Source organism: Hyphomicrobium sp. ghe19 (genome assembly GCF_902712875.1).
Classification (GTDB): Bacteria; Pseudomonadota; Alphaproteobacteria; order Rhizobiales; family Hyphomicrobiaceae; genus Hyphomicrobium_B.
Genome location: NZ_LR743509.1, coordinates 4,482,523 through 4,507,245 on the forward strand (window position 1 = coordinate 4,482,523; position 24,723 = coordinate 4,507,245).

Annotated in this window: 21 protein-coding genes; 10 read left to right on the top strand and 11 right to left on the bottom strand. The window is 59.3% G+C overall.

Annotated elements, in window-relative coordinates; all coding sequences use genetic code 11:
* Nucleotides 1-121 precede the first annotated feature (121 nt).
* The 3 genes from AACL53_RS21335 to AACL53_RS21345 form a co-directional block, all read right to left on the bottom strand.
* Entirely contained in the window at nucleotides 122-445 is a 324-nt protein-coding gene (locus AACL53_RS21335) for a hypothetical protein (RefSeq protein ID WP_339086669.1), read from the bottom strand.
* Between the two features lie 86 nt (nucleotides 446-531).
* Nucleotides 532-1,698, bottom strand: coding sequence for an efflux RND transporter periplasmic adaptor subunit (locus AACL53_RS21340; protein WP_339086670.1), 1,167 nt, complete (start codon nucleotides 1,696-1,698; stop codon nucleotides 532-534).
* 118 nt (nucleotides 1,699-1,816) lie between these two features.
* The gene (locus AACL53_RS21345; RefSeq protein ID WP_339086671.1) at nucleotides 1,817-5,005 is read right to left on the bottom strand and encodes an efflux RND transporter permease subunit; all 3,189 of its coding nucleotides are present in this window, start codon (nucleotides 5,003-5,005) and stop codon (nucleotides 1,817-1,819) included.
* A 273-nt stretch (nucleotides 5,006-5,278) separates the two neighbouring features.
* Here AACL53_RS21345 and AACL53_RS21350 point away from each other — a divergent pair, with 273 nt between their 5' ends.
* Nucleotides 5,279-6,202, top strand: coding sequence for a LysR family transcriptional regulator (locus tag AACL53_RS21350; RefSeq protein WP_339086672.1), 924 nt, complete (start codon nucleotides 5,279-5,281; stop codon nucleotides 6,200-6,202).
* Nucleotides 6,203-6,225: 23 nt separating this feature from the next.
* Here AACL53_RS21350 and AACL53_RS21355 read toward each other — a convergent pair whose 3' ends face one another.
* Nucleotides 6,226-8,394: an ABC transporter substrate-binding protein gene (locus tag AACL53_RS21355; protein WP_339086673.1), complete on the bottom strand. Its 2,169-nt coding sequence runs from the start codon at nucleotides 8,392-8,394 to the stop codon at nucleotides 6,226-6,228.
* A 445-nt stretch (nucleotides 8,395-8,839) separates the two neighbouring features.
* Between AACL53_RS21355 and AACL53_RS21360 the strand changes: the two genes are divergently transcribed.
* Nucleotides 8,840-9,724 (top strand): SDR family oxidoreductase, encoded by an 885-nt coding sequence (locus AACL53_RS21360; RefSeq protein WP_339086674.1) that lies wholly within the window; start codon nucleotides 8,840-8,842, stop codon nucleotides 9,722-9,724.
* 248 nt (nucleotides 9,725-9,972) lie between these two features.
* Here the strand turns inward: AACL53_RS21360 and AACL53_RS21365 are convergent, their stop codons facing one another.
* The gene (locus tag AACL53_RS21365) at nucleotides 9,973-10,872 is read right to left on the bottom strand and encodes a carboxylesterase (protein ID WP_339086676.1); all 900 of its coding nucleotides are present in this window, start codon (nucleotides 10,870-10,872) and stop codon (nucleotides 9,973-9,975) included.
* Between the two features lie 359 nt (nucleotides 10,873-11,231).
* Here AACL53_RS21365 and AACL53_RS21370 point away from each other — a divergent pair, with 359 nt between their 5' ends.
* Nucleotides 11,232-12,347 (top strand): beta-ketoacyl-ACP synthase III, encoded by a 1,116-nt coding sequence (locus tag AACL53_RS21370; RefSeq protein ID WP_339086678.1) that lies wholly within the window; start codon nucleotides 11,232-11,234, stop codon nucleotides 12,345-12,347.
* A gap of 33 nt (nucleotides 12,348-12,380) precedes the next feature.
* Here AACL53_RS21370 and AACL53_RS21375 read toward each other — a convergent pair whose 3' ends face one another.
* Nucleotides 12,381-13,007, bottom strand: a complete 627-nt coding sequence (locus tag AACL53_RS21375; RefSeq protein WP_339086679.1) for a DUF1345 domain-containing protein — start codon at nucleotides 13,005-13,007, stop codon at nucleotides 12,381-12,383.
* A gap of 338 nt (nucleotides 13,008-13,345) precedes the next feature.
* Between AACL53_RS21375 and AACL53_RS21380 the strand changes: the two genes are divergently transcribed.
* The gene (locus AACL53_RS21380; protein ID WP_339086681.1) at nucleotides 13,346-13,777 is read left to right on the top strand and encodes a response regulator; all 432 of its coding nucleotides are present in this window, start codon (nucleotides 13,346-13,348) and stop codon (nucleotides 13,775-13,777) included.
* A gap of 31 nt (nucleotides 13,778-13,808) precedes the next feature.
* On the opposite strand, the gene AACL53_RS21385 is transcribed toward AACL53_RS21380, so the two are convergent.
* Entirely contained in the window at nucleotides 13,809-14,474 is a 666-nt protein-coding gene (locus tag AACL53_RS21385; RefSeq protein WP_339086682.1) for a response regulator transcription factor, read from the bottom strand.
* 28 nt (nucleotides 14,475-14,502) lie between these two features.
* Nucleotides 14,503-16,866, bottom strand: coding sequence for an ATP-binding protein (locus AACL53_RS21390; RefSeq protein ID WP_339086683.1), 2,364 nt, complete (start codon nucleotides 16,864-16,866; stop codon nucleotides 14,503-14,505).
* 625 nt (nucleotides 16,867-17,491) lie between these two features.
* Here AACL53_RS21390 and AACL53_RS21395 point away from each other — a divergent pair.
* Nucleotides 17,492-18,016 (top strand): nucleoside deaminase, encoded by a 525-nt coding sequence (locus AACL53_RS21395; protein ID WP_339086685.1) that lies wholly within the window; start codon nucleotides 17,492-17,494, stop codon nucleotides 18,014-18,016.
* 9 nt (nucleotides 18,017-18,025) lie between these two features.
* Here AACL53_RS21395 and AACL53_RS21400 read toward each other — a convergent pair whose 3' ends face one another.
* Entirely contained in the window at nucleotides 18,026-18,706 is a 681-nt protein-coding gene (locus AACL53_RS21400; RefSeq protein ID WP_339086687.1) for a hypothetical protein, read from the bottom strand.
* Between the two features lie 416 nt (nucleotides 18,707-19,122).
* Between AACL53_RS21400 and AACL53_RS21405 the strand changes: the two genes are divergently transcribed.
* Nucleotides 19,123-19,512, top strand: a complete 390-nt coding sequence (locus AACL53_RS21405) for a hypothetical protein (protein WP_339086689.1) — start codon at nucleotides 19,123-19,125, stop codon at nucleotides 19,510-19,512.
* A gap of 276 nt (nucleotides 19,513-19,788) precedes the next feature.
* The gene (locus AACL53_RS21410) at nucleotides 19,789-20,409 is read left to right on the top strand and encodes a DUF938 domain-containing protein (protein ID WP_339086690.1); all 621 of its coding nucleotides are present in this window, start codon (nucleotides 19,789-19,791) and stop codon (nucleotides 20,407-20,409) included.
* 2 nt (nucleotides 20,410-20,411) lie between these two features.
* Here AACL53_RS21410 and AACL53_RS21415 read toward each other — a convergent pair whose 3' ends face one another.
* Both AACL53_RS21415 and AACL53_RS21420 read right to left on the bottom strand, forming a co-directional pair.
* Nucleotides 20,412-21,080: a response regulator transcription factor gene (locus AACL53_RS21415; RefSeq protein ID WP_339086691.1), complete on the bottom strand. Its 669-nt coding sequence runs from the start codon at nucleotides 21,078-21,080 to the stop codon at nucleotides 20,412-20,414.
* The gene (locus AACL53_RS21420; protein ID WP_339087018.1) at nucleotides 21,077-22,468 is read right to left on the bottom strand and encodes an ATP-binding protein; all 1,392 of its coding nucleotides are present in this window, start codon (nucleotides 22,466-22,468) and stop codon (nucleotides 21,077-21,079) included. Before AACL53_RS21420 ends, AACL53_RS21415 begins: the two co-directional genes overlap by 4 nt.
* A gap of 254 nt (nucleotides 22,469-22,722) precedes the next feature.
* Between AACL53_RS21420 and AACL53_RS21425 the strand changes: the two genes are divergently transcribed.
* Genes AACL53_RS21425 through AACL53_RS21435 form a run of 3 tightly spaced genes read left to right on the top strand, consistent with a single transcriptional unit; the run spans nucleotide 22,723 to nucleotide 24,715 of the window.
* Entirely contained in the window at nucleotides 22,723-23,457 is a 735-nt protein-coding gene (locus AACL53_RS21425) for a MotA/TolQ/ExbB proton channel family protein (RefSeq protein ID WP_339087019.1), read from the top strand.
* On the top strand, nucleotides 23,454-24,119 hold the full coding sequence (locus tag AACL53_RS21430) for a hypothetical protein (RefSeq protein ID WP_339086693.1): 666 nt from the start codon (nucleotides 23,454-23,456) through the stop codon (nucleotides 24,117-24,119). Before AACL53_RS21425 ends, AACL53_RS21430 begins: the two co-directional genes overlap by 4 nt.
* Nucleotides 24,116-24,715 (top strand): hypothetical protein, encoded by a 600-nt coding sequence (locus tag AACL53_RS21435; RefSeq protein ID WP_339086694.1) that lies wholly within the window; start codon nucleotides 24,116-24,118, stop codon nucleotides 24,713-24,715. The genes AACL53_RS21430 and AACL53_RS21435 overlap by 4 nt, the downstream gene beginning before the upstream one ends.
* The last annotated feature ends 8 nt before the right edge of the window (nucleotides 24,716-24,723 follow it).

The following is a 24,723-nucleotide window of genomic DNA, read 5'->3' on the forward strand; positions in this document are numbered from 1 at the left end:
ACCCCCTTTTTTAGTCGCCGTTTTCCGATAGGGATGCAACGGCGACCGCGGGACTTGGCAAACGGCGCAACGCAAAGGTCGTCTTCATTTGATTAAACCGTGAATCTCGCGGTTGATGAGTTCACTGCAACCCTGGCGCCGACGGGTTATGAGGCGGTGCCGTCCCTTCGGGGCCGCTGCCTTGTTCGCCGGAACTTGCTCCGCCCCCTGAATCCGCTGGCAAGCTTATATCCGGGGGTGGCTGTTTCTCGATGGGCACCTCCGGCGAGGTCGGCGAAATCTCGGCATTCTTTTCGCTACCCGGCCCAACCTTGCCGGGCTCGATGCTTTGAGCACCGCCTGGCGCATTTGCAGGGACATTGTTCGCCGACGGCTCAGCGCGCAGCGGCGAATTCAGGACGACCGCGGCCACCAGAGCGGTGCCGGCGAGAATTCTCACCCTCATGAGGACATGATCCTTCCGTTGTTCCATGCCCGTGAAACGCATGGCCCAACTCGCGTGTTCCCCACTATTCGAGGTCTCGTGAACCCTCACCCCTTGTTGGGTGGATTGGGCCCGTTCGAGGATGACGGTGCCGTCGAGGAATTCGGCCGTTCCTTGACGTTGACGCGGTCGCCATCGACGATGCCATCAGGAGCGCTTTCGATCACCCGATCTTCCGGAGCGAGGCCCGACGCGACCTCGATCGTCGCCCCCATATCGCGGCCAATCGTGATCGGCTTGAGGAGCACCTTATCGTCGGTGCCAACCGTCGCGACACGTAAACCCGCCTTATCGAATAGGACGGCGCTCGCGGGGATGACCAAAACGTCGTGCTTGTCGCCGACCGTCAAATGAACGCTGGCGTAGGCGCCCGGCATCAGCTCACCAGCGGCGTTGTCGACGACGAGCTGCATGCGCGTCGTGCCGGACGCGACATCGACGGCGCCGGAAGAGGCTTCGACCTTCGCTTCGTACTTCTTGCCGGGCCGCTCGGGGACAGTCAGCACGCCGACCGTGCCGTTCGGAATCATCGGCACGTACACCTGGGGCACGTTCACATAAAGCCGCAGTTTATGGACGTCGGCGACCACGAACATTTCCGAGCCGGTGGAGCTGCCGACGTTGATCAAATTTCCAACGTCGGTATTGCGCACGGTCACGATGCCGTCGAACGGCGCGATGATGCTTTTGTATTGAGTGAGTGCCTTCAGCCGATCCACGTTGGCCTGCGCCGACTTCACCAATGCGTTCTTCGACTCGAGGTCGGACAGCTTTTCATCGGCCTGCTGGTGGGTAACGTAGCTGTTTGGCAGAAGCGCCTGAAAGCGTTGGTTGGTGACCGCGGCGAGCGCTGCGTTGGCCTTCGCGTTGTTCAGATCGTACTCTGACTGAGACAATTGCTGATCGAGATCGGGTGCATCGATCGTCGCGAGCACATCTCCCGTTTTTACCCGTGTGCCGATGTCGGCGTTGCGGCTCGCCACGTAGCCGCTAACACGCGCAAAAAGTGCTGCCTGATAGTAGGCGTCCAGGCGGCCCGGCAAGTCGAGCAAGCCTATGCTCTGCTGAACGGCCGGCGTCGAAACGGCGACGGTCGGAATGGCGCGCGTCGCAGATTTGTTCTTCAACTGAGCAACGCTCTGTTCGCGGCTCGTGATGCCGGTAAAGGCGAGAAAGGCTGCGCCTGCGATGAAAAGGAGAGCAGCCAACGGCATTTTCCAGCGCGATCGCCGGGCTGTGCTAGCTGGATTTCCTGCCATATTGGATGGTTGGCTCGCTGACGGTTTCTCTTGCCGATTTTCTTGCCTGTTTTCTGGCGGCTTCACCAACGGCTCATGCTGCATGAAACTCTCCAGGGGTTGCACCTTGCGGCGACGACGAGCTTGCGGACTTCCGCCGGTGCATCAGGCTGAAAATAATTGGCACAATGAATAACGTCGCAGCCGTCGCGAACAAGAGGCCGCCGATCACCGCGCGGCCAAGTGGGGCATTCTGTTCGCCGCCTTCCCCAAGGCCCAATGCCATCGGCGCCATGCCGATAACCATGGCAAGCGCCGTCATCAGGACGGGACGGATGCGGACAAAGCCGGATTCAAGCGCGGCCTGGATGGGATCGCCGTGCTCTGCCAGCCGCTCCCGTGCGAAGGTGACGACCAAAACGGCGTTCGCGGTCGCGACGCCCATGCACATGATGGCTCCGGTCAATGCGGGCACCGATAGCGTGGTTCCCGTGACGAATAGCATCCAGACTATGCCGACAAGAGCCGCGGGAAGCGCCATGATGATCACAAGCGGATCGCCCCAGGATTGAAAATTTACGACGATCAATAGGTATATGAGCACGATGGCGCCGAGGAGTCCGAACAACATTCCAGTATAGGCACTGTTCATTGTGCGAACTTGGCCGAGGAGCACCGCTGTCGCGCCTTTCGGGAGATCGGCTTTGGTGGCGTCGACGATGTTCTGGATGTCGGCCGCAACAGCGCCGAGATCACGGCCTTCGGTCGTCGTGAGGATCTGCACCATCGACTGGATATCGTATTGCGAGACGACGGCGTTGCTCGTCATGCGATCGACACTGGCAACGGCTCCGAGAATTTGAGGCGCCGGTGCGCCGTCGGCGGTGATCGGCATGTTCTCGAGAGACCTCAGCGAGTCGATCTTGTACTGCGGTGTCTGGATGACGATCGGGTAGGTGACGCCGTTCGTCTTGTTGAGCCAGTAAACTGGGTTGACCTGACTCGTGCCGGCGAGGCTCGTGCTCAAGCTTGCAGTCACGTCGCGCTCGGTCACGCCGACGTATTGCGCGCGCGAGCGGTCTACATTCACCTTGAAGCCTGGGTTCTCTCGCGATTGCTGAATGCGGGCGTCGGCGACCCCCGGGATGAGTTTGATTTGCCGCAAAATCTTTTCGGCATAGTCGAAGTTCGGGCCGAGCTTCGGTCCTCTGATCTGGAGATCGATGGGCGTCGGCGCGCCGAAGTTCAAAATCTGGCTGACGATATCGGCGGGCAGGAACGAAAAGGTCGCTCCGGGGAAGCGCTTCGGCAGTTCATCGCGCAGCTCTTTGACATATTCGGGCGTCGGGCGATGGCCCGGATTGAGCGCCACCTGGATATCACCGTCCTGCGGCCCGATCATGCCAGTGTTGTTATATGACGTGTTGATGCCGCTGACCGGCATGCCGATGTTGTCGACCATGGCGCCGAGGTCTTCCGGCGCGATGATTTCACGGATGGCATCTTGGATTTGCGCAAACTTTCGCGCGCTCTCCTCGACACGCGTGCCGATATCGAGCCGCACATGCATCAAAATCTGACCGGAATCGACCCGAGGAAAGAAGTTGCGGCCGAGATAGGGTACCAGGAAGAACGATGCGCCAATAAATCCGAACGAGAAAATCAGAACGATCGTTCGATGTGAAAGCGCGCTTTCGAGAAGGCCGTGATAGCCGATACGCATTCTCTCGAAGCGATGTTCGAATGCGCGCTGAAAGAGAAGGAACGGATTGCGGGTGGGCCTCCCGTGTCCGTCAGGATCGTGCGTCTTCAGCAGGTACTTTGCCATCGTCGGCACCAGGGTGCGCGACAATATGAAGGACGCGACCATGGCGAACACGACGGCTTCCGCCATGGGGACGAACAGAAACCGCGCAACGCCTTCGAGGAAGAACATCGGGACGAAAACGATACATATGCAGAGCATCGAAACGAATGCGGGCGTCGCGATCTGATCGGCGCCGTCGAGGATGGCGGTCTCGACGTCCTTTCCTTGCTCCAAATGGTAGTTGATGTTTTCGATCGTCACTGTTGCTTCGTCGACGAGAATGCCGACGGCCAACGCCAAGCCGCCGAGCGTCATGACGTTCAACGTTTCTCCGAGCGCCGAAAGCATCGCCACCGATGCCAACACGGCCAGCGGAATCGAGGTTGCGATGATGATAGTCGAACGGACACTCCCCAAGAAAAGAAGGATCATAATGCTCGTCAAAGCGGCGGCCAGAACGCCTTCGTGAATGACATTTTGCACGGCCGCGCGGACGAAGATCGATTGGTCTCCGAGTAGCGATATCGTCAGCGCATCGGGAAGCCCCGGCTTGATCTCCTGAATTTTGTCCTTGACGCCTTGGATGATGGCGAGCGTCGACACCGCGCCGTTCTTCAGCACCGACAGCAGGACGGAGCGGTTGCCGTTGACGTGCACGATGTTCTGTTGCGGAGGGTTGCCGTCGCGGACGTGGGCAACATCGCGGATATAGACCATTGCGCCATTGACGGCCTTGATCGGCAAGTCACCCAAGGCGTTGATGTCGGACGGCGCGTTGTTCAGCTGCATCGTATATTCGGTGCTGCCGATTTTCTGGGTGCCGACCGGATTTATGAGATTCTGGGCGCCGAAGGCATTCGAAACATCCTGCGCGGAAAGGCCCTTCGCATGGAGCGCCGTGTCGTCGAGATCAATCTGGATCTGGCGTGTCTTGCCGCCGAAGGGATAGGGGACGGCGGCTCCGGGCACCGTCACGAGCCGTGTGCGGATGTTGTTCAGCGCGAGGTCGGACAGGTTCTGTTCGGTCAAGCCGTCGCCGCCGAGTGCGAGCTGCACTATCGGTACGGTCGAGGCGCTATAGTTGAGAATGAGCGGCGGCGTCGAACCGGGCGGCAACTGCTTCAGGAGGGTCTGCGATACCGCTGTCACCTGCGCGTTGGCAGTGCGGATATCGGCGCCCGGCTGGAAGAAGATCTTGACGACACCGATGCCGTTATACGAGTTCGCCTCGATATGTTCGATATCGTTGACGGTCGTCGTTAGGACGCGCTCGAATGGCGAAACCACTCGGCCCGCCATCTCATCGGGGGGCAGCCCCGTATACTGCCAGACCGTTGCGATGACCGGGATGCGAATTTCGGGGAAGATGTCGATCGGCGTGCGGACAGCTGCCAACGTACCCGTGAGTAGAATGAGGAGCGCCAACACGACGAATGTGTACGGCGACCGCAGCGCTATACGCACCAATGCAGCCATGCTTCAGAAATCTCCACATCGCTGGCTAGAATTCGAAGCCATCTGACGTCTCAGCTACAAAACAGGACGAGGCGTCGGTTTCGTCTGTTGCCACACATTACTTATCGGCGATGCTGGGCGCGGTTCAATTACAGACCGCTACCTTCATCTACGCTCGTTAACGGAGACACAAATCAGTTGCCCGACCCGCAGAAATGGGTGTCTACGGCTCATCTGTCCAATAGTATGTTGGGATGTTATTGTTCTGGTTTATAGATTAATCGGATATGCCGGATGGATCTCAAGCAACTTGAACATTTCGTCGCTGCCGCTGAAGAGCAGCACTTCACGCGGGCTGCGCGCAAGATGAATATCGTCCAATCCGGGCTTTCGGCCTCTATTCGGTCGCTCGAGCAGGAAATGGGCGCACCGCTGTTCGTCCGCACGACGCGGCGGGTGGAGCTGACGGTCGCCGGCCAAGTGCTCTACGAGAGGGCTTTGCAGATCATAGCCGGCGTAAGAGACGCGCGTCGCGCGGTCGCGGCTATCAGCGGTTTGGAGCGGGGCTCACTGAGCATCGGGACGTGCGCCAGCCTTAATGCTTTTTTCGATCTCCCGCTCTTGCTCGGAGAGTTCCACGCGCTGCACCCGGATGTCGAAATTCGCCTCTGCCACAGCACGGCGGCGAAGCTTATGGACAAGGTAAAGGATGGCAGCATCGATTTGGCGTTCTTGCCGCTCTATGAAAAGAGCCGGGAAATCGTGTCGATGCCGATCGCGTCGGACCGCCTGATCGTTGCCCACCCTTTGGGTCATCCGCTGGAGGGGCGGGAAAGCGTCTCGCTTCACAGCCTCGCAGGCGAGACGTTTGTCGACTTTCAGCTCGATCAGGGAACGCGACGGATCGTCGACCGCGCATTCGCCGCCATCAACGTCTCGCGCAAGACGGCGCTCGAGGTTGGCGATGTGCAGGTCCTGCTCGATCTCGTCGCGCGAGGCTTCGGCATCGCTCTCGTTCCGTATACATTCGTCATGGCGCGGGCCGCGCTCTCGACGACGCCGAAGATCGGTATTACGGCGCTCAGAAAGCCCGGGATCCGATGGGAACTCGTCGCTGCATTCAGCGGCCGCGCGGGGGCGGCGCAATCGCGCAATCCAGCCGTCGCGGCTTTCACCGGAGTCTTGGAAAGTGTTCGCTCGGAGAAGATACTCTTCTGAGCGTGGCTCGGCACTGGCGACTGCTACACAGAACTCGCGAGATAGACGTAGTAGGCCATTGCGGCGACCATTGTGGGAACCGCTACGATGTGGAGGAAGATCAGTCCCGTTTTCAGCCAGCGGATCGGTTCGACCCTCTTGTTCTCGCGTGCAATCGTGATGGCGATGATCACGCTCAACATGAAATAGGTGAACAGGAACATTCGATCCGAGAGCGTTTCGATATTGGCGTCGATCTTCGGTAGCGCGAGATACAACGCGACAGCCGACAACAATGCTGTGACCTGTATCGTCACGATCGCCTCGAAGTGATGCGTCGAGATGAAGATCGACAAATAAGCGATGATCAGGATGAAGGCCAACGGCACGACCACCCTGAGAAAATAGTCCGTCGTTTCGCGTTTCATGAGCCAAGCGAAGCTGGCTTTATAGAATGGAAATACGCTCGGCTCGAGTGTTTGCGCGTCGACTGTGCGAACGAAGTCCACGTCGTATCCAACATACTGGTCCCTGGCGTCCCAGCCATCCACCTTCACCACATGGTCTCGAACCTGCTGCGGCGGCGGCTGAACGATGAACGGCGTGGTGCCGGGCTTCGGCCGCAGGTCGATCGAAAAGCGCTGCGTATCGAAGGGATAATTTCTGAGATCCGGCGCGTATACGAATTTACCCGTCACCTGATAGATTTTCATGTGGTCGGGATAGGCGGCGCTCTGGCCGCCGTCGTGAATGGCACGGACGGTGATCTGACGTTCGTTGGAGCCGGGCTCGAGATAGGCGTTGGCGAACTCGATCTGCTCGATCGAGGCGCCGCTCCGGTCGTTCATCGATAAATAGAAGTCTGCGAAGAAGGTCTTTTCGGAGTCGTCGATACGTTCGGCATGGATGAGATCTATGTCGGCGTAAAGCGTATCGATCCGTTGCAGGCTCTGATCGCGCAGGTGAAGGAACTGTATCGGTGCGAGCTGCGCGCGGCTGCGGCCGCGCGGGAGCATGACGATCAGCGGTGTCCGGGCTGCGGCGCGCGATGCCGGCTGGAACGACCAATTGTCAAAGCGTCCTTTGAATATCCCGCGGCCAGAGGCGTAGCCGGTCTTCAGCTGGTTGACGATCAAATTGCGAACATCGGGTATCTCAGCGGTGGTTTCCGCCGATCGCGCCGCTTCAGCGATCAGACTGACGATATCGGCGTATTGTGCACCGACCGACAACGCACGCATGTTGGGAATATCGAGAACGTTGAGGGGAATGTCCTCGTCTCTCGGCTTACACGTTGCGTCCTTCCAGCCTGGCGCGCTCGAATTTTTTGCGCCTTCGAAAATCCATTGGCTCGGATATGGTGTGCTCGAAATAAGCTCGCGCAGTCTCTCGCTGTAGCCGTCGGGAAGCTCGTTCCAGGCAAGCTGATAGACATCGTTCGCGTAAGCTTCCGCGCCTTGGTTCGTGACCGAATCGACGCGGCCGGTGACGAATAGCGGCGGCGTAAAACCAGCGTCCTGAAACTGCTTCACAACGTCTTTCATGCGGTCGCCGCCGACTGCGAGGAAGACGATCCCGACATTCTTCGATTTGAGATCCGCGACCGCGGCTGCGACTTCACTCGGATCGAGCTTGTCGTTTGTAAGCTGCAGCCGATGATCGGCGACGAGTCCTCCGCTCAAAAACTCTTTAAGGCTGTCACTGAAATTGGTGCTTCCAAGTAAGGACTGGATTCCGATGAAAGCAGGCCGCTCGAAATGCGCCAGTTTCACAAACTCGGCAATCACCGGCATGCGCTCCTCGTCCTCGGATGCGCGTGTCGTGAAGACGTTGGGGTAATCCTTGATGAGGTCTGTTACCGATATGTCGGACATGAACGGAATGCCGCTCGCCTTCAGGTCTTTGCCCTTTGCGTCAAGTGCGGCCTTGGCGCGGGTCGCGTTCGATATGCCGATCATCGCAATCGTCTGAGGGTCAGCGATGGCAGTCGCTAAATTCTCAATCGTGCTCTGCGGCAGGCGCTGATCGTCGAGAAAGTTCACAACGACCTTGCGGCCGGCTATGCCGCCGTCCTGATTGATGCGGTGTTGGGCGAGCGTCGTAAGGCGTTTGATCGCCTTCAATTGTCCGCCGTCGTAGCAGTCGTCATTTCGCGATGTGACGAAGATCTGCATGACGAGTGGAGGGCGCGCTGCGGCTTCCGCTTTATCCATGGCTTGCGCTATTGATGGAGCGAAGGCGCCCGTGGCAATCAACGAGGCGCCGCAAGCGGCAACGGCATGCACCACCGACGCACGACGACGCACGTTCGCGCAAAACTCAGACAAAACTGATCTCACGTTTCCCACCCGCTACTAGTTTGAGCATCCGGCATGCCGGACCGTCCAAATTCCCCGTTGCTGCCCGTTGGCGTTCCCGGCCCCAAAGCGCTTATAAAGTGCTTATAATGGCTTGGCCCAGAGAGGGGTATGAATTTGGTTTGTGTTGGGCGTATTCAGGGTCGGCCGCCGCAATTGCGGAATTGTCATCGACTTGTCTTTATAGAGGACGCCCGGGATCCGGCTGCGGGGGGTAAGGGTTATCCGCCTTGCAGGCGGGCAGGGGTTTCCCTAGTTTCAGGTCCGCACCATTGGAAGCACGACGGGTTCGACTTAACAGATGCAGAAGAGTTCGGCGTCATGGCGTTCACTGCTTTGGCCATGGCGCTCCCCCGCTGATCCGGACGACGTCCGGCAGGCGCGTAAAGCCGTCGCGCACTTAAAGCCGGCAGTTGTCATCACCGGCGGGGCGAGCGGTATCGGACTGGCACTTGCGCAGCATTTCATCGAGGCCGGGCATGAAACGGCCATCGCCGGGCGGACCCAGACCAAGCTCGAAGCGGCGGCCGGGCATCTCAAGTCGCGCACCGGTGCATCGGTCACGACGATCCATTGCGATGTCAGTCAGAGCGATGCGCTGGACAAGATCACCGCTGGCCTCGGAGAGGCCCGGCTTTATCTCGACGTGCTCGTCAATAATGCCGGGATGGGGCTCGCCGGACCGTTTCTCAGCCATTCGCAGGCTGATCTTTCGCGCCTCATCGCGATCAATATCGAGACCGTGACGCGTCTATCGCGGGCGGTGCTGCCCGACATGCTGGCCCGTCAACGTGGCGGTGTTTTGAACGTCGCGTCGCTCGGGGCGGATGTCCCCGGACCGAACCAGGCGGCTTACTACGCAAGCAAATCATATGTCGTTTCGCTGACGGAAGCGATCGCCAGCGAATACTCCGGGCAGGGGGTCAGGATTTCCGCTCTGCTGCCGGGGCCGGTCAATACGGCCTTTCATGAAGAAATGGGGGCGGAACAGTCGCTCTATCGTTGGGTGCTGCCTTCGATGTCGGCCGATCGCGTCGCGCGGAGCGCTTATCGCGGCTTCATGTTCGGCAATCGCGTGATTGTGCCCGGCATATCCAATATTTTCTTCTATCTCGCGCTCAAGGTGTTGCCGCACACCGTCACTGTGCCCCTTGTTTACTGGCTGTTGCGACGGCCAAATATTTAAGACAGCATTAAGATGGGCGCTGAACGTGGCAATAATTGCGGACGTTTGTATTATAGCAACCAATTTCGCGCTAAGTGTATATGGGCTCTGGAATGAGGTTTCGCGTATCTGGAGTTCCCGACGCGGCTGCGCTCAGCGGGTTGAACGGGCTCCTTCGAGCTCGATGGGACCGGCGCGTGGCCGCGCTGCATTCGACGTGACGACGGCGCAGCGTGCGAACGCATTTTGCTAACGTCACGCTGCATCGATCAAGCCGCTGCCATCACTTCTGCACTTGCGCCGACTGTCGTGCCGATGCTCTCTGCAACGCGCGCAACGAAGGAGCGGGTCTTTTCCACCACCACATGGCGCTCCTTGTCGAGCGTGACCATGTGATAGCTGTCTTCCAGTACGACGAGATCGACCGGTGCGGTGAGATTGGCCTGCACGTAAGTGGCATTGTTCAAATTTGCGTAGTCGTCCTGGCGCGAATGGACGATGAGCGTGGGCTGAACAATTCGGCCAAAAAGCTTTTTCGCGGCTGAGACAAGGCGGCGATGCTCGAGCAGCATGGCGCCGGGCGTGCCGACCGTTCCGAGGTCCGAGCCATCGGACGCCGCGAGTGCGGCTCGAACGAACTCACGCACGCGCGGGCATTTGATGCCAAGCGATGCCGCGTCGGGAAACTCCATCAAATTCGCCATCCAGCGGGCGCGGACGAGCGAAAAGAACTTCGTGTACCAGGGCATCGCCCAGCCGTTGATCCACAGCGTTGGCGAGAAGAGCGCGACGCCCTGAACCTTGTCGCGGTTGTTGGCTGCGAGATGGAGGCCGATGATGCTGCCGAGGCATAGGCCGCCGACGATCACCGTATCGCAGTCTTTACGGATTTCGTTGAGCGCTGCTTCGGCGCTCTTATACCAGTCCTGCCATGTGGTGTTGACGATGTCCTGACGTGTGCCGCCGTGGCCTGCGAGCGTTGGGCAATGCACCGTGTACCCGGCGCGGGCGAGACCCATGGCGACGAAGCGCATTTCGGCGGGTGTGCCGCAGAGACCGTGGATCAGCAGTACTCCGACTTTTCCGCCCGCGATGCGATACGTCGTATCCTTAGCAGCCGCGGGGGTTAGCGAGGCGGCGGGCGTCAACTTGGTGATTTCGGCGGACATGGGCTCGTCTCCCTGTGGTCTTCGGGACGAGCTTTAGGTTCGGGGTGGACGGCGGTCTGTTCCGCGGGCGACAAGCCGATGGGGAGGCAAGGGAAAATCCTGCGCGATGAGTTCCCGCGGGAACAGGGGCGGCGGATGTCTCGGCGTGCCGGCGGCATCGACAAGCGGCAAATCTGATGGCAGAGGGAGCATGCGCGGGGGCGGGCGCGGTTCTTCGGAGAAACCGTTAACAACCGCGTTTAAAGTTGAAGCGCTGTCATCGCGTCCGCTGGAGCAACGCGCGGCATGCTAATGACATCCAAACGTCAACAAAAAAGTGGGCTCTGCGCCAAGCCCATCAAGGGAAATTGGGAGCGCACGTGCACCAACCTGTCATCGCCGCGACCGGGATCTACGTCCCGCCGTACAGCATTTCGAACGACGAACTCGTTACGGCCTTCAACGCCTATGTCCGCGAGTTCAACTCGGTTAACGCGTCGGCCATTTCTGCTGGAGACGTCGCCCAGCTGTTGCCGTCCTCGTCGGAGTTCATCGAAAAGGCATCGGGCATCAAGTCCCGGCACGTCGTGGACAAGGACGGAATACTCGATCCCGCAATCATGCGCCCGCATATACCCGAGCGGCAGAACGAACAGCTTTCGGTCCTTGCGGAAATGGCGGTTCATGCTGCGCGCGACGCAATCGCTAATTGGGGCGGCGATATTCGTGACATCGGCGCCGTCATTTGTGCGGCGTCGAACATGCAGCGGCCTTACCCGGCGATGGCGGTCGAAGTTCAGAACGCCCTCGGGATCAGCGGCTTCGCTTTCGACATGAACGTTGCCTGCTCGTCTGCAACGTTCGGCATCAAGACCGCGACCGACTTCATTCGCGGCGGTTCTCCGAAGGCTGTCCTTGTCGTCAATCCCGAGATCTGCTCGGGCCACCTCAATTTCAGGGATCGCGATAGCCACTTCATATTCGGTGATGTCGCGACGGCCGTGATCGTGACGGATGCCGCTTTAGCCGAGGGCGGGTGGACCATTCTCGGCACGCGTCTCAAAACGCAGTTTTCCAACAACATCCGCAACAATTTCGGATTTCTAAACCGCTGCGCTCCGGAAGGAATTGGCGAGCCCGACAAACTTTTCGTGCAGGAAGGACGGAAGGTTTATCGCGAGGTCGTTCCGATGGTCATCGAGATGATCATCGAACACGCGCGCGATATTGGCGTCGAGCATAGAGCTCTGAAGCGGCTGTGGCTGCATCAAGCGAACATCAACATGAACGAGATGATTGGCCGGAAGGTTCTGGAGCGCGAGCCGGCACCCGGAGAAAACGTCATCATTCTCGATACCTTCGCCAATACGAGCTCGGCGGGGTCGATCATCGCGTTTCACACTGCGAGCGGCGATCTCGTTCGCGGCGACACCGGGCTCATCTGCTCGTTCGGGGCAGGTTATTCCGCAGGCACCGTTTTCGTTGAGAAGCGGTAGGCTCCGAATACGGCCGGAGCGAAGGTCAGAGCATCAAGCCAAGCTCGCCGCGAGATTGATCGTGAGGGCGAGAATCATGGTGTTGAAGAAGAAAGAGACGATGGCGTGGAGGATCGTCAAACGCCGGATCTCCTTGCTGTTGATGATGACATCCGATGTCTGCGACGCTGCTCCAAATGACGTGGCGAAATAGAAGAAATCCCAATAATCCGGCGTCGTATCGGCCGGGAACGTCAAGGGGTTGATGCCTTTAGCCGCTTGTTCGGAGAATTGTTGGGGGGCGTAGTACTCGTGCGCGTAGTGCAGAGTGAACGACACCTGAGTAACGAGCCATGAAATGACGATTGTTGCGGCGGCGAGGCCAACAAGGAGAGCCTTGCCTTCGTTCGATGCTGCCTTGGCTGCGGAGATCAAACCGAAGATCGCCGCGAAACTTGAAAATATTGCAAGAAGAACGAGCACCAAAATGACGACGCCGCTATCATCCTGGCGTGCTGCTCGGGTGCGGATCTTGTCGGAACGGCATTGGCGCATGACCGTGAATGTCATCACGAGGTAGATCGCGCCGCTTAGACACCAGGCCATGGCCTCGCGAACGGAAGCGTGAAGCGAAGACGGTAATAGGCTGAGTGCAAGCACGCCGACGGCCGCGGCTATCAAGACCCTCGGCCTCAGGACCAGGGAACGGCCGATTGACCGGGGGTTGTACCAATTCGCTCGCTTTCGAGCCGTCCTGATGGGGTCGTTCATGCCGGGGATCGCAAACATCTCTGGAAAGGACGCCGAAGTCGCAAGGACGGCGCGCGCCCCGGGTATGATAGGGATTGATTTGGTTCGATCAATGTACATTACGCTTAATTGGAGCCGATTCTGTGTGCTCGGGCTACCGCGCTCAATGTCTAGTCCGACAAGCCTAGAGCCTCCCGCTGAATATGCCTTAATTCAAAAAGCGCCTCTGATTGCCGGGTGAGACCAGCAAAACAGAAGGAGGCCGCGTGATGTCCACCACTAGGCCAGCGACGGCCGTTGGTTGCGGTCCGCTGGCATCCGCTGGGCTGTCCACGCGCCCGCTGATCGCGGTAATCGAAGATGACTATCGCTCGTCAATGGCTTTGAGCATGCTGATCGATGACTGGGGGTATTCCTGCATAGCCGCCCGCTCTTGCCTCGAAGCGGTCCAGACTTTGGGGCATCGGCTGAGCAATGTTTCCGCAATCATTACGGACATCGAGATCGAGGGCGAGATGCGGGGCGTCAATGATGCGCTTGCGCTTGCCGCGATGATCGGACATCCGGTGCCAACGATCATCACGACCGGTCATTCCGACATCGTTTGGGTCACGTCGCCATTCCCGGTCGTCGGCAAGCCGTTCGATCCCGACATTCTGCATCGATGGCTGCTTTACAACCTCGGGCCCACACTGCAGTGAAAAGTCGGCCCGCATTATTATTGTTTCGAGCTTAGCTCCGCGTTGCGAGTTCGGTGCGGTTGCGAGCTCCAAAATGCGAAAAGAGAGCCGCAAGGTGAATTTTCACCGTACCTTCGGCGATGTCGAGTTCGCGTGCGATCTCTTTGTTCGAAAGGCCCCGGCGGACACAATCCAGGACGTCGCGTTGTCGCGGTGAAATGGCTTTGTTGGTGGCTCCACCGCCGGGGTCCCGTTTTGCGGCAAGCGTATCGGTGCTTGCGAGCTTTGCCGCGTGTTCGGCATTTCCCGACGTCATGAATCGCGGCACGAAAACGCGGCCATCCAGTATGTCTTTGAGCGCGCCGACGATCTCGTCATCCGCCAGCGATTTGGGCACATATCCGTTGAGGCCCATGGCGACGGCCTTGACGACATCGTTGCGTTCTTCAGATCCCGAGACGATCGCAACGCGAATGCTCGGATAGGCCTCTTTCACCACGCGCAGGCCCTCGGGCCCCGATATCCCCGGCATCGACAGATCGAACAGTGCGAGCTCTACGTTTGGTGTTTCTGCAAGGCGATCCAGCGCGGCGTCGAAGGACGATGCTTCGATGACAGAACGGAACCCCATTCTATCGCGAAGCAAAAAGCTGAAGCCGGACCTGTAAAGTCCGTGATCGTCGGCCACGAGAACGGTATCGCGTGGGGTCACCGGCATCGCTTTTTCTAAGCTGGCCTTTTCTAAATTAGCTGGCACTTGCATTTGCTCCGAACTCTGCATTGAAACCATTCAGCGAAACCTTATGGGCGTTGAGAATCGCACTCAGCGTGGCAGCGATAAGCTCAGGATCGGCGGGCTTTGTGAGCCATGGTCTGCCCGATTTTGCCAGGATCGCCAGGGTAGCAGAATCAGTGGCGCCGGAAAGGATCACGGTTGGAATATCCGTATTCGTCCTAGCTGCCATGCGTTTAATGAATTCCAGACCCGTTTCCGATCCTCTCAGATCGAAATCAAGTACGGCCGCGTCGATCGCCAACCCCTTGCAGAGGCCCTTCTCGGCTTCGGCCGCCGTTTGGTAGCCGAAAGCGAGGTTGCCGCGATCTTCGAGATCGCGCGTCAGGGCTGCAACGATGAGCGGATCATCGTCGAGAACGAGTATTCTCATTCCGTAGATGGCCGTCTCGGACTTCGGCGACGGTTCGGGCCGGCGCGCGACTTCGAGAATGCTGCTCTTCGGCAATACAATCGTAAACCGCGAGCCGCGTCCGCTTCGGGAGGCGACGAGAATTTTCATGCCGAGCAGCTCGGCATAGCGGCGCGCGATCGAAAGACCGAGACCAAGTCCGTCGTTGACGCCATAGGCGCGCTGATCGGCACGCGAAAATTCTTCGAATATTTTTTCGCGCCGCTCGATGGGAAATCCGGGACCGGTGTCGAAAACGTCGATCACGCGTTCGCCGTCACGCTCGCGCGCAGCAAGTATGACGCCGCCATACTTCGTGAATTTCAAGGCGTTCGAGACGAGGTTGCGGATAATGGTTTCGAGCAAGGCGGCATCCGTCTCGATGATCCAGTCGCGCGAGCGGCTGAGAAACCTCAATCCGTTCTGCTCGGCTTCGACTTTTGAGCCAACCGATATCCGCTCGATGATCTCGCTGACCGACACCGGTGCTCGTGCCGGATCGATCAGCTTAGCGTCGAGGCGCGAAATGTTGAGAAGCGCATCGAACATGCCCTTCAATCCGCGTAGCCCTTCCTCCATCTGAGCAACGAGCGTCGTCGCTTCGTTGCCGCTGACACGGCGCGCAAGAGCACGCGCGAATAATGTCAGCGCGTGCAGAGGCTGCCGGAGATCATGGCTGGCCGCCGCAAGAAAGCGGGACTTGGCTTCGGTCGCGAGTTCCGCTTCGGCCTTTGCGCGCTCGAGGCCGATGTTCTGCTCTGCGAGTCGCTGCGTTCGCTCCTGCACCTGAGTTTCAAGCGACTGGTTTGCGGCCGCAAGGGAAGCTCTTTGGGCGTCGAGCTCCTTGACGAGGGATCTGAGGGATTTCGACAAGATGCGTGCTTCTTCGTAGCCGCCGACCTGGGGAAATTCGAGCTTCTGCCCCCGCCGCAGGCCTTCAGCGGTGTCGGCAAGCTGAAGCAGCGGTTGCGAGAGCTTGCCGGCCAGTATCCAAGCCAAAAGAGCGGCAAGCGCCGCAACGATGCCGCCACAGATCAGAATCGTCGTCTGCAAGCTTCGCACGGGGGCGAACGCGAGTTTCTGATCCTCCCGCACGAGAACGATCCAGTGCAAGCCGGGATAAGACCGGTAGCCATCGCTTTTGGAAAATCCCGTTACGTACGATGTATTGTCGGGCCACTGTTCGACGGCAAAGCCGGCTTCGCCTGGACGCGCGGCTCTGATACTCGGCAGATCCAATGTTTTTCCGGTTATGTCGTCCGGACCAAAAAGGACCCGCCTTGTTTCGTCGAGGACAATAACGTCGGCGGGCATCGCATCTTTCATGCTGCCGAGAAGCGTGTCGCGAACTTCTTCCGCCCAATCGGCGCTCAACGTTGCGCCAAGAACTCCGAACGTCGACTCCTCGTCCGAGATCGGGACCGCGAGATCGATAAAATCCGATCTCGTGTGACCGTCTCGCGGGGACGGACTGCGGTCGGACCGGGCCGGGAGTTTTACGTCGCCCACATATGGTTCGTGTAGGCCCTTCTTGAACCAGACCTGCTCGCCGACGTTTTGTCCTTCGTATTCGCCGCGAGTCGAGCTCAGGATTTTGCCGTTGCGGTCGGCGAACCCTATCCAGGAATAATCGGAGTATGCGCTTTGAAATCTTTCGAGTGAGGCGCGCAACGCGTCTGGCGTGTCGGTCTTTTGCAAGATCTTGCCGATGGCGGCCATATTGTCGAGGGATTGGAGGCGCTCGAACATGGCGCGGTCGAGCTTGTCTTGCATTTCATCCGCCAGCAACGCCAGCGATTGACCGATCTGGTGTTCAAGCCGGCTCACAGCGTCGCGCCCGATCACGTAGGACACGGCAATCGTCAACAAAAGTGAAACTAGTGAGATCGCCGCTGCAATCAGAACTTTCAACGAAACGCGCCGCATCGGATCTCTATCTTCTTTCCGCTAGCCGGAGTTAGCCTCGAACCTAATCAAGGCGAATATCAAGCGGGATTTCCGACGTCCCCCGCCGGGGCGGACTACCGCAGCCCTCGCCGCAAAGACAGTTTCTTGGCAATAGACCATCCGGCCTAGCAAATGTTCATTGACCTAGACCGCCGGGCTGAGTGGTGCCGGCAATTCATCCGGAGCAAACATGATTTGCCAAGCGGATCCATAGCCCTATCGGTATTGGTCTCTCACGTTAGGTGGATCCGCTTTTTCGCGAGCGAGCGCCGTCCCTCACCCCCCACCCAAAGCGCCGCTTTCGATAGCAGGGGCCCGGCTTACCCCCCAAGCCGGGCCCCGATATTTTGGCCCCTTCGTCATTCCTTAATTCGTCGTAAGCTGGCTCTACCGGGACGTTCAGCGCCGGTCGCCCAAGGTGCTCTTCAGGATTTCGATTTTCACGGACATCCGCGCCAAGCTCTCGCAACGGATAAGGGACGCACTTTGATGGACCGAAAGCTGGCCACCGAAGCGGCTCGTTGCTGAAAGCTTCGATCCGATTAATGCAAAATAAGTCTAAAAGCGGGTAGTGCCGTCATCGACAACGTGGGGAAATAAAAAAATGCATCGGCGAGCCGTGCTTCAAGGTGGAATGACGCTCGTTGCAGCCGCGATGACAGGCTCCGGCGAAGCAGCCGCCCGCAAGACGGCCGTCCTACCTGATGATGATGTTTTTATGAAGCTCGCGATCGCAGAGGCCGCAAAAGCGGAGTTTCCTTTCGGCGCGGTCATCGTCAAAAATGGGGAGGTCATGGCGCGTGGGCACAACCGGACGCGCGCCGATAGAGATCCGACCGCGCACGGTGAAATGGTGGCGATTCGGGCTTTTCTCTCGGCTCACGGCCCGGACGCGCTCGAGGGGAATACAACACTCTACACTTCGGGCGAGCCCTGCTGCATGTGCATGGGCGCGATCCTGTGGTGCGGCATCGGACGGCTCGTCTACGCCGCGTCGGTCGAACAACTTTCGACGAAGATAGGTCAGATCATGCTGTCCGCTGAGGACGTGGCGTCCAAGGCACCGTTCGTTTCCATCGACATAGCCGGACCCGTGCTCGGCGACGATGCGATGAAGTTATTCAAGTAGGGCCGGTTGCTAAGACAGACGCTTGCCAAGTTTCCGGTCGGTGACGGTCGTACCGAACAACGTCATTGTCACGAACTCGCGGGTTGCCCGCAGGAGCCGCCTTCGGACATTCTTGGCTTTCGCTTTTGCCCGGGCGCTATCGTGGACGATTGCGGAATTCGCCGGGGCCTTCGACCACTCTAGACCGCGATGCGTGCCGGGAAGCGCCTGAAGGGATGTGCCGACCGTTCTGGCGATAGCAACCATCAGCAGAATCTCGTCGTTGTTCACTTCGGCTCGCTGGCAAACCTCCGACCAATTATCCAGGAGCCTCGTTGCCCCGGCCGTCGGGCTCCATACCGTCACTCTGGACGTCGGATAAAGCCGCGCCGCGCGCTCTCGTATCTCATTGAACGCCAAGCCGACGTCGGCGCTGATCGCGAGCCCTGACGCTATGGGCTCTTTGATGCTACAATCGACATCCATGCTGATGATTGTCTTTCCGGGGTATTCCGCCCTCGCGCGCTTTATGTAGACGGGCTTGAGCAAGGTCGCTGCGTGCCACTCCGCAGCCGTTGTCGCGTAGAGGTGGTGGGGAATATCGAACTTCGACAAATCCTCGGCGAGACGCGCAGCCAACGGCCGATAGTCCGGCGTGAAAAAACCGATCACAACGTAGCTATCGTTCGTCCCGCCGATGATGTCGGTCATGACCAGCCCCCGGCTCCGAAATTCCCCGATGCGTGCCAGCCGAAGCAACGCGGCGCATCCGCGAACGGCATATCGGCCGCGGCTGTGCACCGCAATTTGCCTTATGGCCTATTCCGTTGGCTGGTTGCCAATTCTGAAAATCGGGGCTCGGGACCGATCTGCACGATTCTTTAACCGGGGGCGTCAATCGCCGCGACGCTGGAGGCGCCTCTCTCGCCAATGCGTTCGCACCCCCTGCCTGTCGCGGCGGTGACTTTCGGCGTCGAGTCAAATTTGCCAATGCATTTTTACAATTTGTTTCGCGCGTTCCGCGCCTCTTCTCCAATCACGGACCGGTCGTGGGACCATACAGTCGGGATTACCGGGGCACTGGGTAAGTGTCGGCGCGACGGATCCCACCGCTGAAGAGGTGTGCTGTGGGCGATATAACCACTGTGAGCTTGCTGGTCGTCCTCGGCATTGGCACGGCAGTCGGGGCTTTCGCCGGCATGGTGTTCGGTAACGCGATGGACCCCAATGCGCTGCTTGCGGTGCTTTCCGGCCTCGCGGGTACGCTGGCTGCGGCGGTGTCGCGTAATGCGCTAGTTGAATTGGGTTTCGGCGTCGGCGAGTTCGAGCAGGCGTTGCCAACGCCGGTCTTTATCTTCGCCATCATTGCCTCGATCATCGGAAGTCTTGCGGGCTTTGAAGTTGCTGCGCTGTCGAGCGCACTTTTGCCGGTCTACATTGGCGCACTCGCGGGTTTGCTTTCGTCAATCCTAACGGCGCTCCTGGTTATCTCCTATCATATGCCGGGACAAAAATAGGGTCGCGTTGAAGCGGCCCCAAAGTTGCTCGGGATCTTAAAATTACTGCAGCGGATACTGCAAAACCGTATCCCAGAGATCGCACTTGTACGTTAGCGCGGTAGCTCGAGCGTCCGTTCGTCGAGAGAGGAATGTCCTGAACGAGGTAGCTCGCGTTGCTGCCGGCGTATTTCGGCCAGGGCGAGTTCCCCGAACCGCGTATGTTATGATGGTGCGCGAAGCTTTCTGGTCTAGTCCTTGCAGGGAAATCGAGCGCCGGGCATGCGATGTGAAAAAGTGGACCGTCTTACGGAACATAGGTTGGTCAGCCCATCAGCGGAGCGTAACAAGGGTCCTGTCGCGGACCTGCTCACGCGGCTCTTGCCAGATCATGGTCTCGTCCTCGAGGTGAGCAGCGGCACGGGACAGCACATCGTGCATTTCGCCCAGCAGATGCCGTATCTGCATTGGCAGCCGACCGAACGCGACGAGGAAAGTCTCAGATCGATCGCGGGTTGGCGAGCGGCAAAAGCTTTGCCGAACGTAGGCGAACCGCTCCGTCTTGATGTAATCGATCAGCCTTGGCCAATCGGCTTTGCCTCAGCCGTCATATGCCTCAACATGATCCATATTGCGCCCTGGTCGGCGGCGGAAGCTTTGATACGCGGCGCAGAAGCGATCACAGTTCCGCGAGGGATCTTATTTCTTTACGGGCCTTATCGCAGAAGCGGCCGGCACACGGCCTCGAGCAATGAAGCATTTGATCGAGAACTGCAGGCGAAAAATCCGGAGTGGGGTGTACGCGATCTGGAAAGCGTTGCGCATTTGGCCGAACGGCACGGCTTTGAGGGGCCCGAGGTACACGACATGCCGGCGAACAATCTATCGATTGTGTTTCGCAGGCGCCAGACCGGCTAAATCTACGACGGCTGAACTTCAAATCTCGCGTCGTCGATGGTGACGAGACCGGCACTCACCGCGAGCCAGACGAGATGCGCATCGTTTTGCGCTCCGATCTTGCCTTTAATCGCGTAGTGGTGGTTGCGCACCGTCTTAGTGCTGAGATTCAGCATCTCCGCGATGGTTTCGCTCGTGAGCCCGGTGGCGAGAAGCCGAAGAATTTCGGTTTCGCGGGGGCCGAGCTGGTCGATGACGCGCTCTGGTCCCGAAAGGCGGTCGGCTGCGATGGCTCGCGAAATATCTTCGCTCAAGAAGCGGCCGCCAGCCGCGACGGCCTTCACGGCCTTCACCAATTCTCCCGGCGCGCTGCTCTTCGTTACGTAGCCGGATGCGCCGGCTTCGAAAGCCTTCAGTGCAAATGCGACGCCCAAGTGCATCGTGAAGATGAGGATCTTGGCGTCTTTGTCCCACTGCCGAATGTGGCGCACGCCTTCGAGTCCGCTCGCGCCCGGCAGGGAGAGATCCATGACGACGACGTGCGGCCGGTGTTCCTTATAGGCGCGGTACGCTTGCTCGGCATCATCGGCCTCCGCGCAAACGTGAAGCCCATCCTGACGTTCAAGCAACCGATGGTAACCTTCGCGGACGATCGGGTGATCGTCCACAAGAAGGATCGTGACCGCACTCATGCGGCCGCCTCACCGAAGGCCAGCCCGCTGGGAACTCCGAGCACCGGAATGATGGCTGCAACGCGAATGCCCTTTGTCGCTTTGGCGATGGACAGACTGCCGCCGAGCGCGGCTATGCGCTCGCGCATTCCGAGAATTCCGTGACCGTTCCCACGGCTGATGTTGTTCGCATCGCCGCCGCCGTCGTCCTCCACGGTCAGGCTGATCGTGTCGCGTGCAACGCCGACATGCTCGACCCTCAGGCGCACCTCCGTCGGCGAGCCGTGCTTCATCGCATTGGTCAGGCACTCCTGAGCGACGCGGTAAATGTCGATGGCGACCTGCTTCGGCAACGACGTCATTTTGCCGATGACGTTCAAGCGCACGACCGCGCGGGAGGCGGACTGCGTGTTGTGGTCCGATACAAGCTGGCGAAGGCTGGCTTCGAGGCCGATCTCATCAATGTTCTGGGAGCGCAGACGCACGAGTGCCCCGCGAAGATTTTCCATCATGCGCCGCTGGGCGCGAGTGATGGCGCGGGCGTCTTCCACGAGATCCTGGCGGTCGGCGGGGGCGCCCGCTTCGATGCTGGCTGCAAGGGCCGCCGTCGCCGTCAAGCACTGGCCGAATTCGTCGTGGAGGTCACGCGCAAGCGCGCGGCGCTCCTCTTCCTGGACTTGAAACAGCTTGGTCGTCAGCGCTGTTCGCGCCGCATTGGTGCGCTCAAGTTCCTCGGACAGGTCGTTGACGGCACGGGCGATCAGATTGAATTCGGCGGTACGAAACCGCGGCAGCCGCCACGCGAGGTCGCCTTGCTGTAATTTGCGCAATCCCTCGATGATGGTGCGCGCCGGGATCAGCGCATGTCCAATCATCAGCGTCGTGAGGACGGCTATTGCTGCCGCCATCGCAGTAGCGACACCAACGACAATGGAGACTTGATGCCAGGCGAGGCGCAACTCGCCATCCCGCTGAGCGGCGGACACGACGTAGCCGGCATCTTTATCCCGGATTGAAAGATAGCGTTTTTCCGGTGTCTGCGGGCCGAAGAGGAAATCATAGGTCGCTCCGAACCATGACGGTGCGGGCGCGCCGAGGGCTTCGATTTGACTGCAGAGTTCTCGAGGATCGACGCCGGGGGGCGTGAAAGTCACGCAAATACCGGGCGAAACGACGCTCGCGGTCGCCAGCGTTTCCCAATCGGGCATCGGCAGCAGCGTGTCCTTGCTCATGCCGTCGCGCCACAAAAGCTTTTGCCAGTAAAGGCCTTCGAGCCGCTGGCTGACGCGATCTGCGGTTGCCGCTGTTTCGGCCTCGATCGACCGGTGGGCATCGACCATGACCCAACCGATTGCGCCTGCAAGGCACAACAGCACAACGGTCAGAAGGCGACCTACGAGGCGGACCATCAAATGCACGGCTTGGCTCCATCTTTTGCGCCGGACGATTTGGGACCGACAATGGCCCCTTTGGCAATAGCCTAACCCATGGTCGGGCATTTTGCCTAACGTCTCGCGGGGCCTGTGCCCTTCTCCAAAATGGCGGGTTGCCTTCAGTTCTCGACCCGAACGGGGCTTCAACCGGCGTGGGAAATGTGAACTTGGAATATCGTGGAGAATTTCGAAAGCTTCTCAGGGGCGACCCTCGGAATGAGACGGCGGCATTGCTGCGCCGCACGCCGCTGCTGCACTGGATGATCTTCACCGGCGTGACCGTTTTCGCGGCGGTTCTGCTCTGGCACTTCGGTCTGATCCAGCAGATGGTCGTCAGCGACCGCACGCATATTTCGTCGTTGATCGCGGTGCTCTACATCGGGGCCTCGCTGCATTGCCTCTGGCGGACGATCATCATCTCCCGTGAAGACGACGCGGCCAGGCGGGCAGGACAACTGGTGGCAGCAGACAGCCGCTATCTCGCTTTTCACGAGAGCGCTGCGGGCGTCGCCGGCGAACTCCCGAAGGGCCTCGTCACGTCGCATATTCGCAATCTGGCGACGAAGGCCGGTCTCCAGGGGGCCGGGCGCCTCGATCAGACGCTTCTTCTACGTGGCCTCGCGGGACAGTTGCGGGGATCCAATCACTTCGGCTCGTTCGCGAGCGACACGTTGATGAAGCTCGGGCTGCTCGGAACAATCGTCGGCTTCATCATGATGTTGGCGCCCATCGCCGGACTCGATGCGGAAAATCGCGTGGCGCTCAGGTCATCCATGACGCTCATGGGCGACGGCATGGCGGTCGCCATGTACACGACGCTTGCGGGTCTCGTCGGGTCGATCCTGATCAAAATACAGTATTACATGCTCGATGACGCCACGAACCGGCTCTTCAATCACGCTGTCGGTATGACCGAGGTTCATGTCGTCTCGGCCCTCGAACGGCAGACGGCGGGAAGCAAATGATCGACGAGTTTGATCTAGCTTCGCGCGACGAGCCGTTCGATCCGTTTGGCGTCATGCTGTTCAAGGCGCTTCAGGTCGTCGCCTTTCTGTTCTTCATCACGCTGCTGATGGTGGCGCCGGACGCGAAGAGCGGCAAGGTCGATACGAAGGCCGAATTTCTCATCACCATTTCGTGGCCGGATAACCATCCCGACGATATCGATCTCTTTGTCCAAGACCCGCTCGGACATATCGCTTTCTATCGCAGGCGCGAGGCGGGATTCCTGGTTCTCGATCGCGATGATCGCGGTGGCGCCAATGACTTCATCCTTGTCGGGGACACCAAGGTCAATTCGCCGATCCGTCAGGAAATCGTCAGCATTCGCGGCATCGTTCCGGGCGAATACACGGTGAATGTCTACCATTTCACGGCGACAACCGGAAAACCGGTTCCGGTATCGGTGAAGGTGGAGAGGCTCAATCCCACGGTGCAGGTCGTGCACTACGACACGATCGAGCTCAATGATAGCGGCGAAGAGAAAACGGCCGTCCGCTTTACGATGGATAAAGAGGGCCAAGTTACCGGCGTCAACCGCGAGCCGAAGTCGCTGTTACGCCAGCTCGCGTCTTTCAACGGCACTGTGTGGACCGGCATGGGCATGGACAAAGGCGACGGCAAATGAGCCTGCAAAGCGAAATTCTCGGACTCGCGCTCGCGTATGCGGCTCTCGGCGTTCTGCTGTTGATCGCGCTCACGCGAACCAATCTCGGAGTGAAGGCCAAGACGGGCGCGATCATCGCAACCAGCCTGCTCTATGTTGTCGTCTTCTTCAGGCTGCAAGGGCTTCTCGGTTGGTCTGCCTACGAAGGCTTGCCACCGCGATTTGAATTGTTGTGGGCGCGGGTCGTCGAAAGCAATGTCGTCAACAACGAACCCGGCGCCATCCATCTATGGGTCGAGGAACTGGACGAAAAAAATCGGCCCAGCCAGTTGCCGCGCGCGTTCGTTCTGCCCTATTCGGCGGCGCTCGCGCAAAAGGTTGAAGCAGCCAAGAACGAACTCATGCTCGGCCACCATTTGTGGGGAAAGCCCAAAGATTTTGGTTCGGGCGGCGGACAAGACAATCCCGGAGGCGCAGCCGTTCGCACGGGTGGCGGCATCGGAGGAGATCCATCGGGCGGGGGACTTCTCGATACCAAGTTTCTCGGCGGCGGCGCGCCTGCCATCGAATTCGCGCCTTTACCGCCGCCCACGTTGCCGCCCAAAGACGATCCGTGATGCTCGAG

Coding starts and splice junctions, on each gene's coding strand:
- AACL53_RS21335 (WP_339086669.1), bottom strand. CDS start 445: ATGAGGGTGAGAATTCTCGCCGGCACCGCTCTGGTGGCCGCGGTCGTC.
- AACL53_RS21340 (WP_339086670.1), bottom strand. CDS start 1,698: ATGCCGTTGGCTGCTCTCCTTTTCATCGCAGGCGCAGCCTTTCTCGCC.
- AACL53_RS21345 (WP_339086671.1), bottom strand. CDS start 5,005: ATGGCTGCATTGGTGCGTATAGCGCTGCGGTCGCCGTACACATTCGTC.
- AACL53_RS21350 (WP_339086672.1), top strand. CDS start 5,279: ATGGATCTCAAGCAACTTGAACATTTCGTCGCTGCCGCTGAAGAGCAG.
- AACL53_RS21355 (WP_339086673.1), bottom strand. CDS start 8,394: ATGGATAAAGCGGAAGCCGCAGCGCGCCCTCCACTCGTCATGCAGATC.
- AACL53_RS21360 (WP_339086674.1), top strand. CDS start 8,840: ATGCAGAAGAGTTCGGCGTCATGGCGTTCACTGCTTTGGCCATGGCGC.
- AACL53_RS21365 (WP_339086676.1), bottom strand. CDS start 10,872: ATGTCCGCCGAAATCACCAAGTTGACGCCCGCCGCCTCGCTAACCCCC.
- AACL53_RS21380 (WP_339086681.1), top strand. CDS start 13,346: ATGTCCACCACTAGGCCAGCGACGGCCGTTGGTTGCGGTCCGCTGGCA.
- AACL53_RS21385 (WP_339086682.1), bottom strand. CDS start 14,474: ATGCCGGTGACCCCACGCGATACCGTTCTCGTGGCCGACGATCACGGA.
- AACL53_RS21390 (WP_339086683.1), bottom strand. CDS start 16,866: ATGCGGCGCGTTTCGTTGAAAGTTCTGATTGCAGCGGCGATCTCACTA.
- AACL53_RS21395 (WP_339086685.1), top strand. CDS start 17,492: ATGCATCGGCGAGCCGTGCTTCAAGGTGGAATGACGCTCGTTGCAGCC.
- AACL53_RS21400 (WP_339086687.1), bottom strand. CDS start 18,706: ATGACCGACATCATCGGCGGGACGAACGATAGCTACGTTGTGATCGGT.
- AACL53_RS21415 (WP_339086691.1), bottom strand. CDS start 21,080: ATGAGTGCGGTCACGATCCTTCTTGTGGACGATCACCCGATCGTCCGC.
- AACL53_RS21420 (WP_339087018.1), bottom strand. CDS start 22,468: ATGGTCCGCCTCGTAGGTCGCCTTCTGACCGTTGTGCTGTTGTGCCTT.
- AACL53_RS21430 (WP_339086693.1), top strand. CDS start 23,454: ATGATCGACGAGTTTGATCTAGCTTCGCGCGACGAGCCGTTCGATCCG.
- AACL53_RS21435 (WP_339086694.1), top strand. CDS start 24,116: ATGAGCCTGCAAAGCGAAATTCTCGGACTCGCGCTCGCGTATGCGGCT.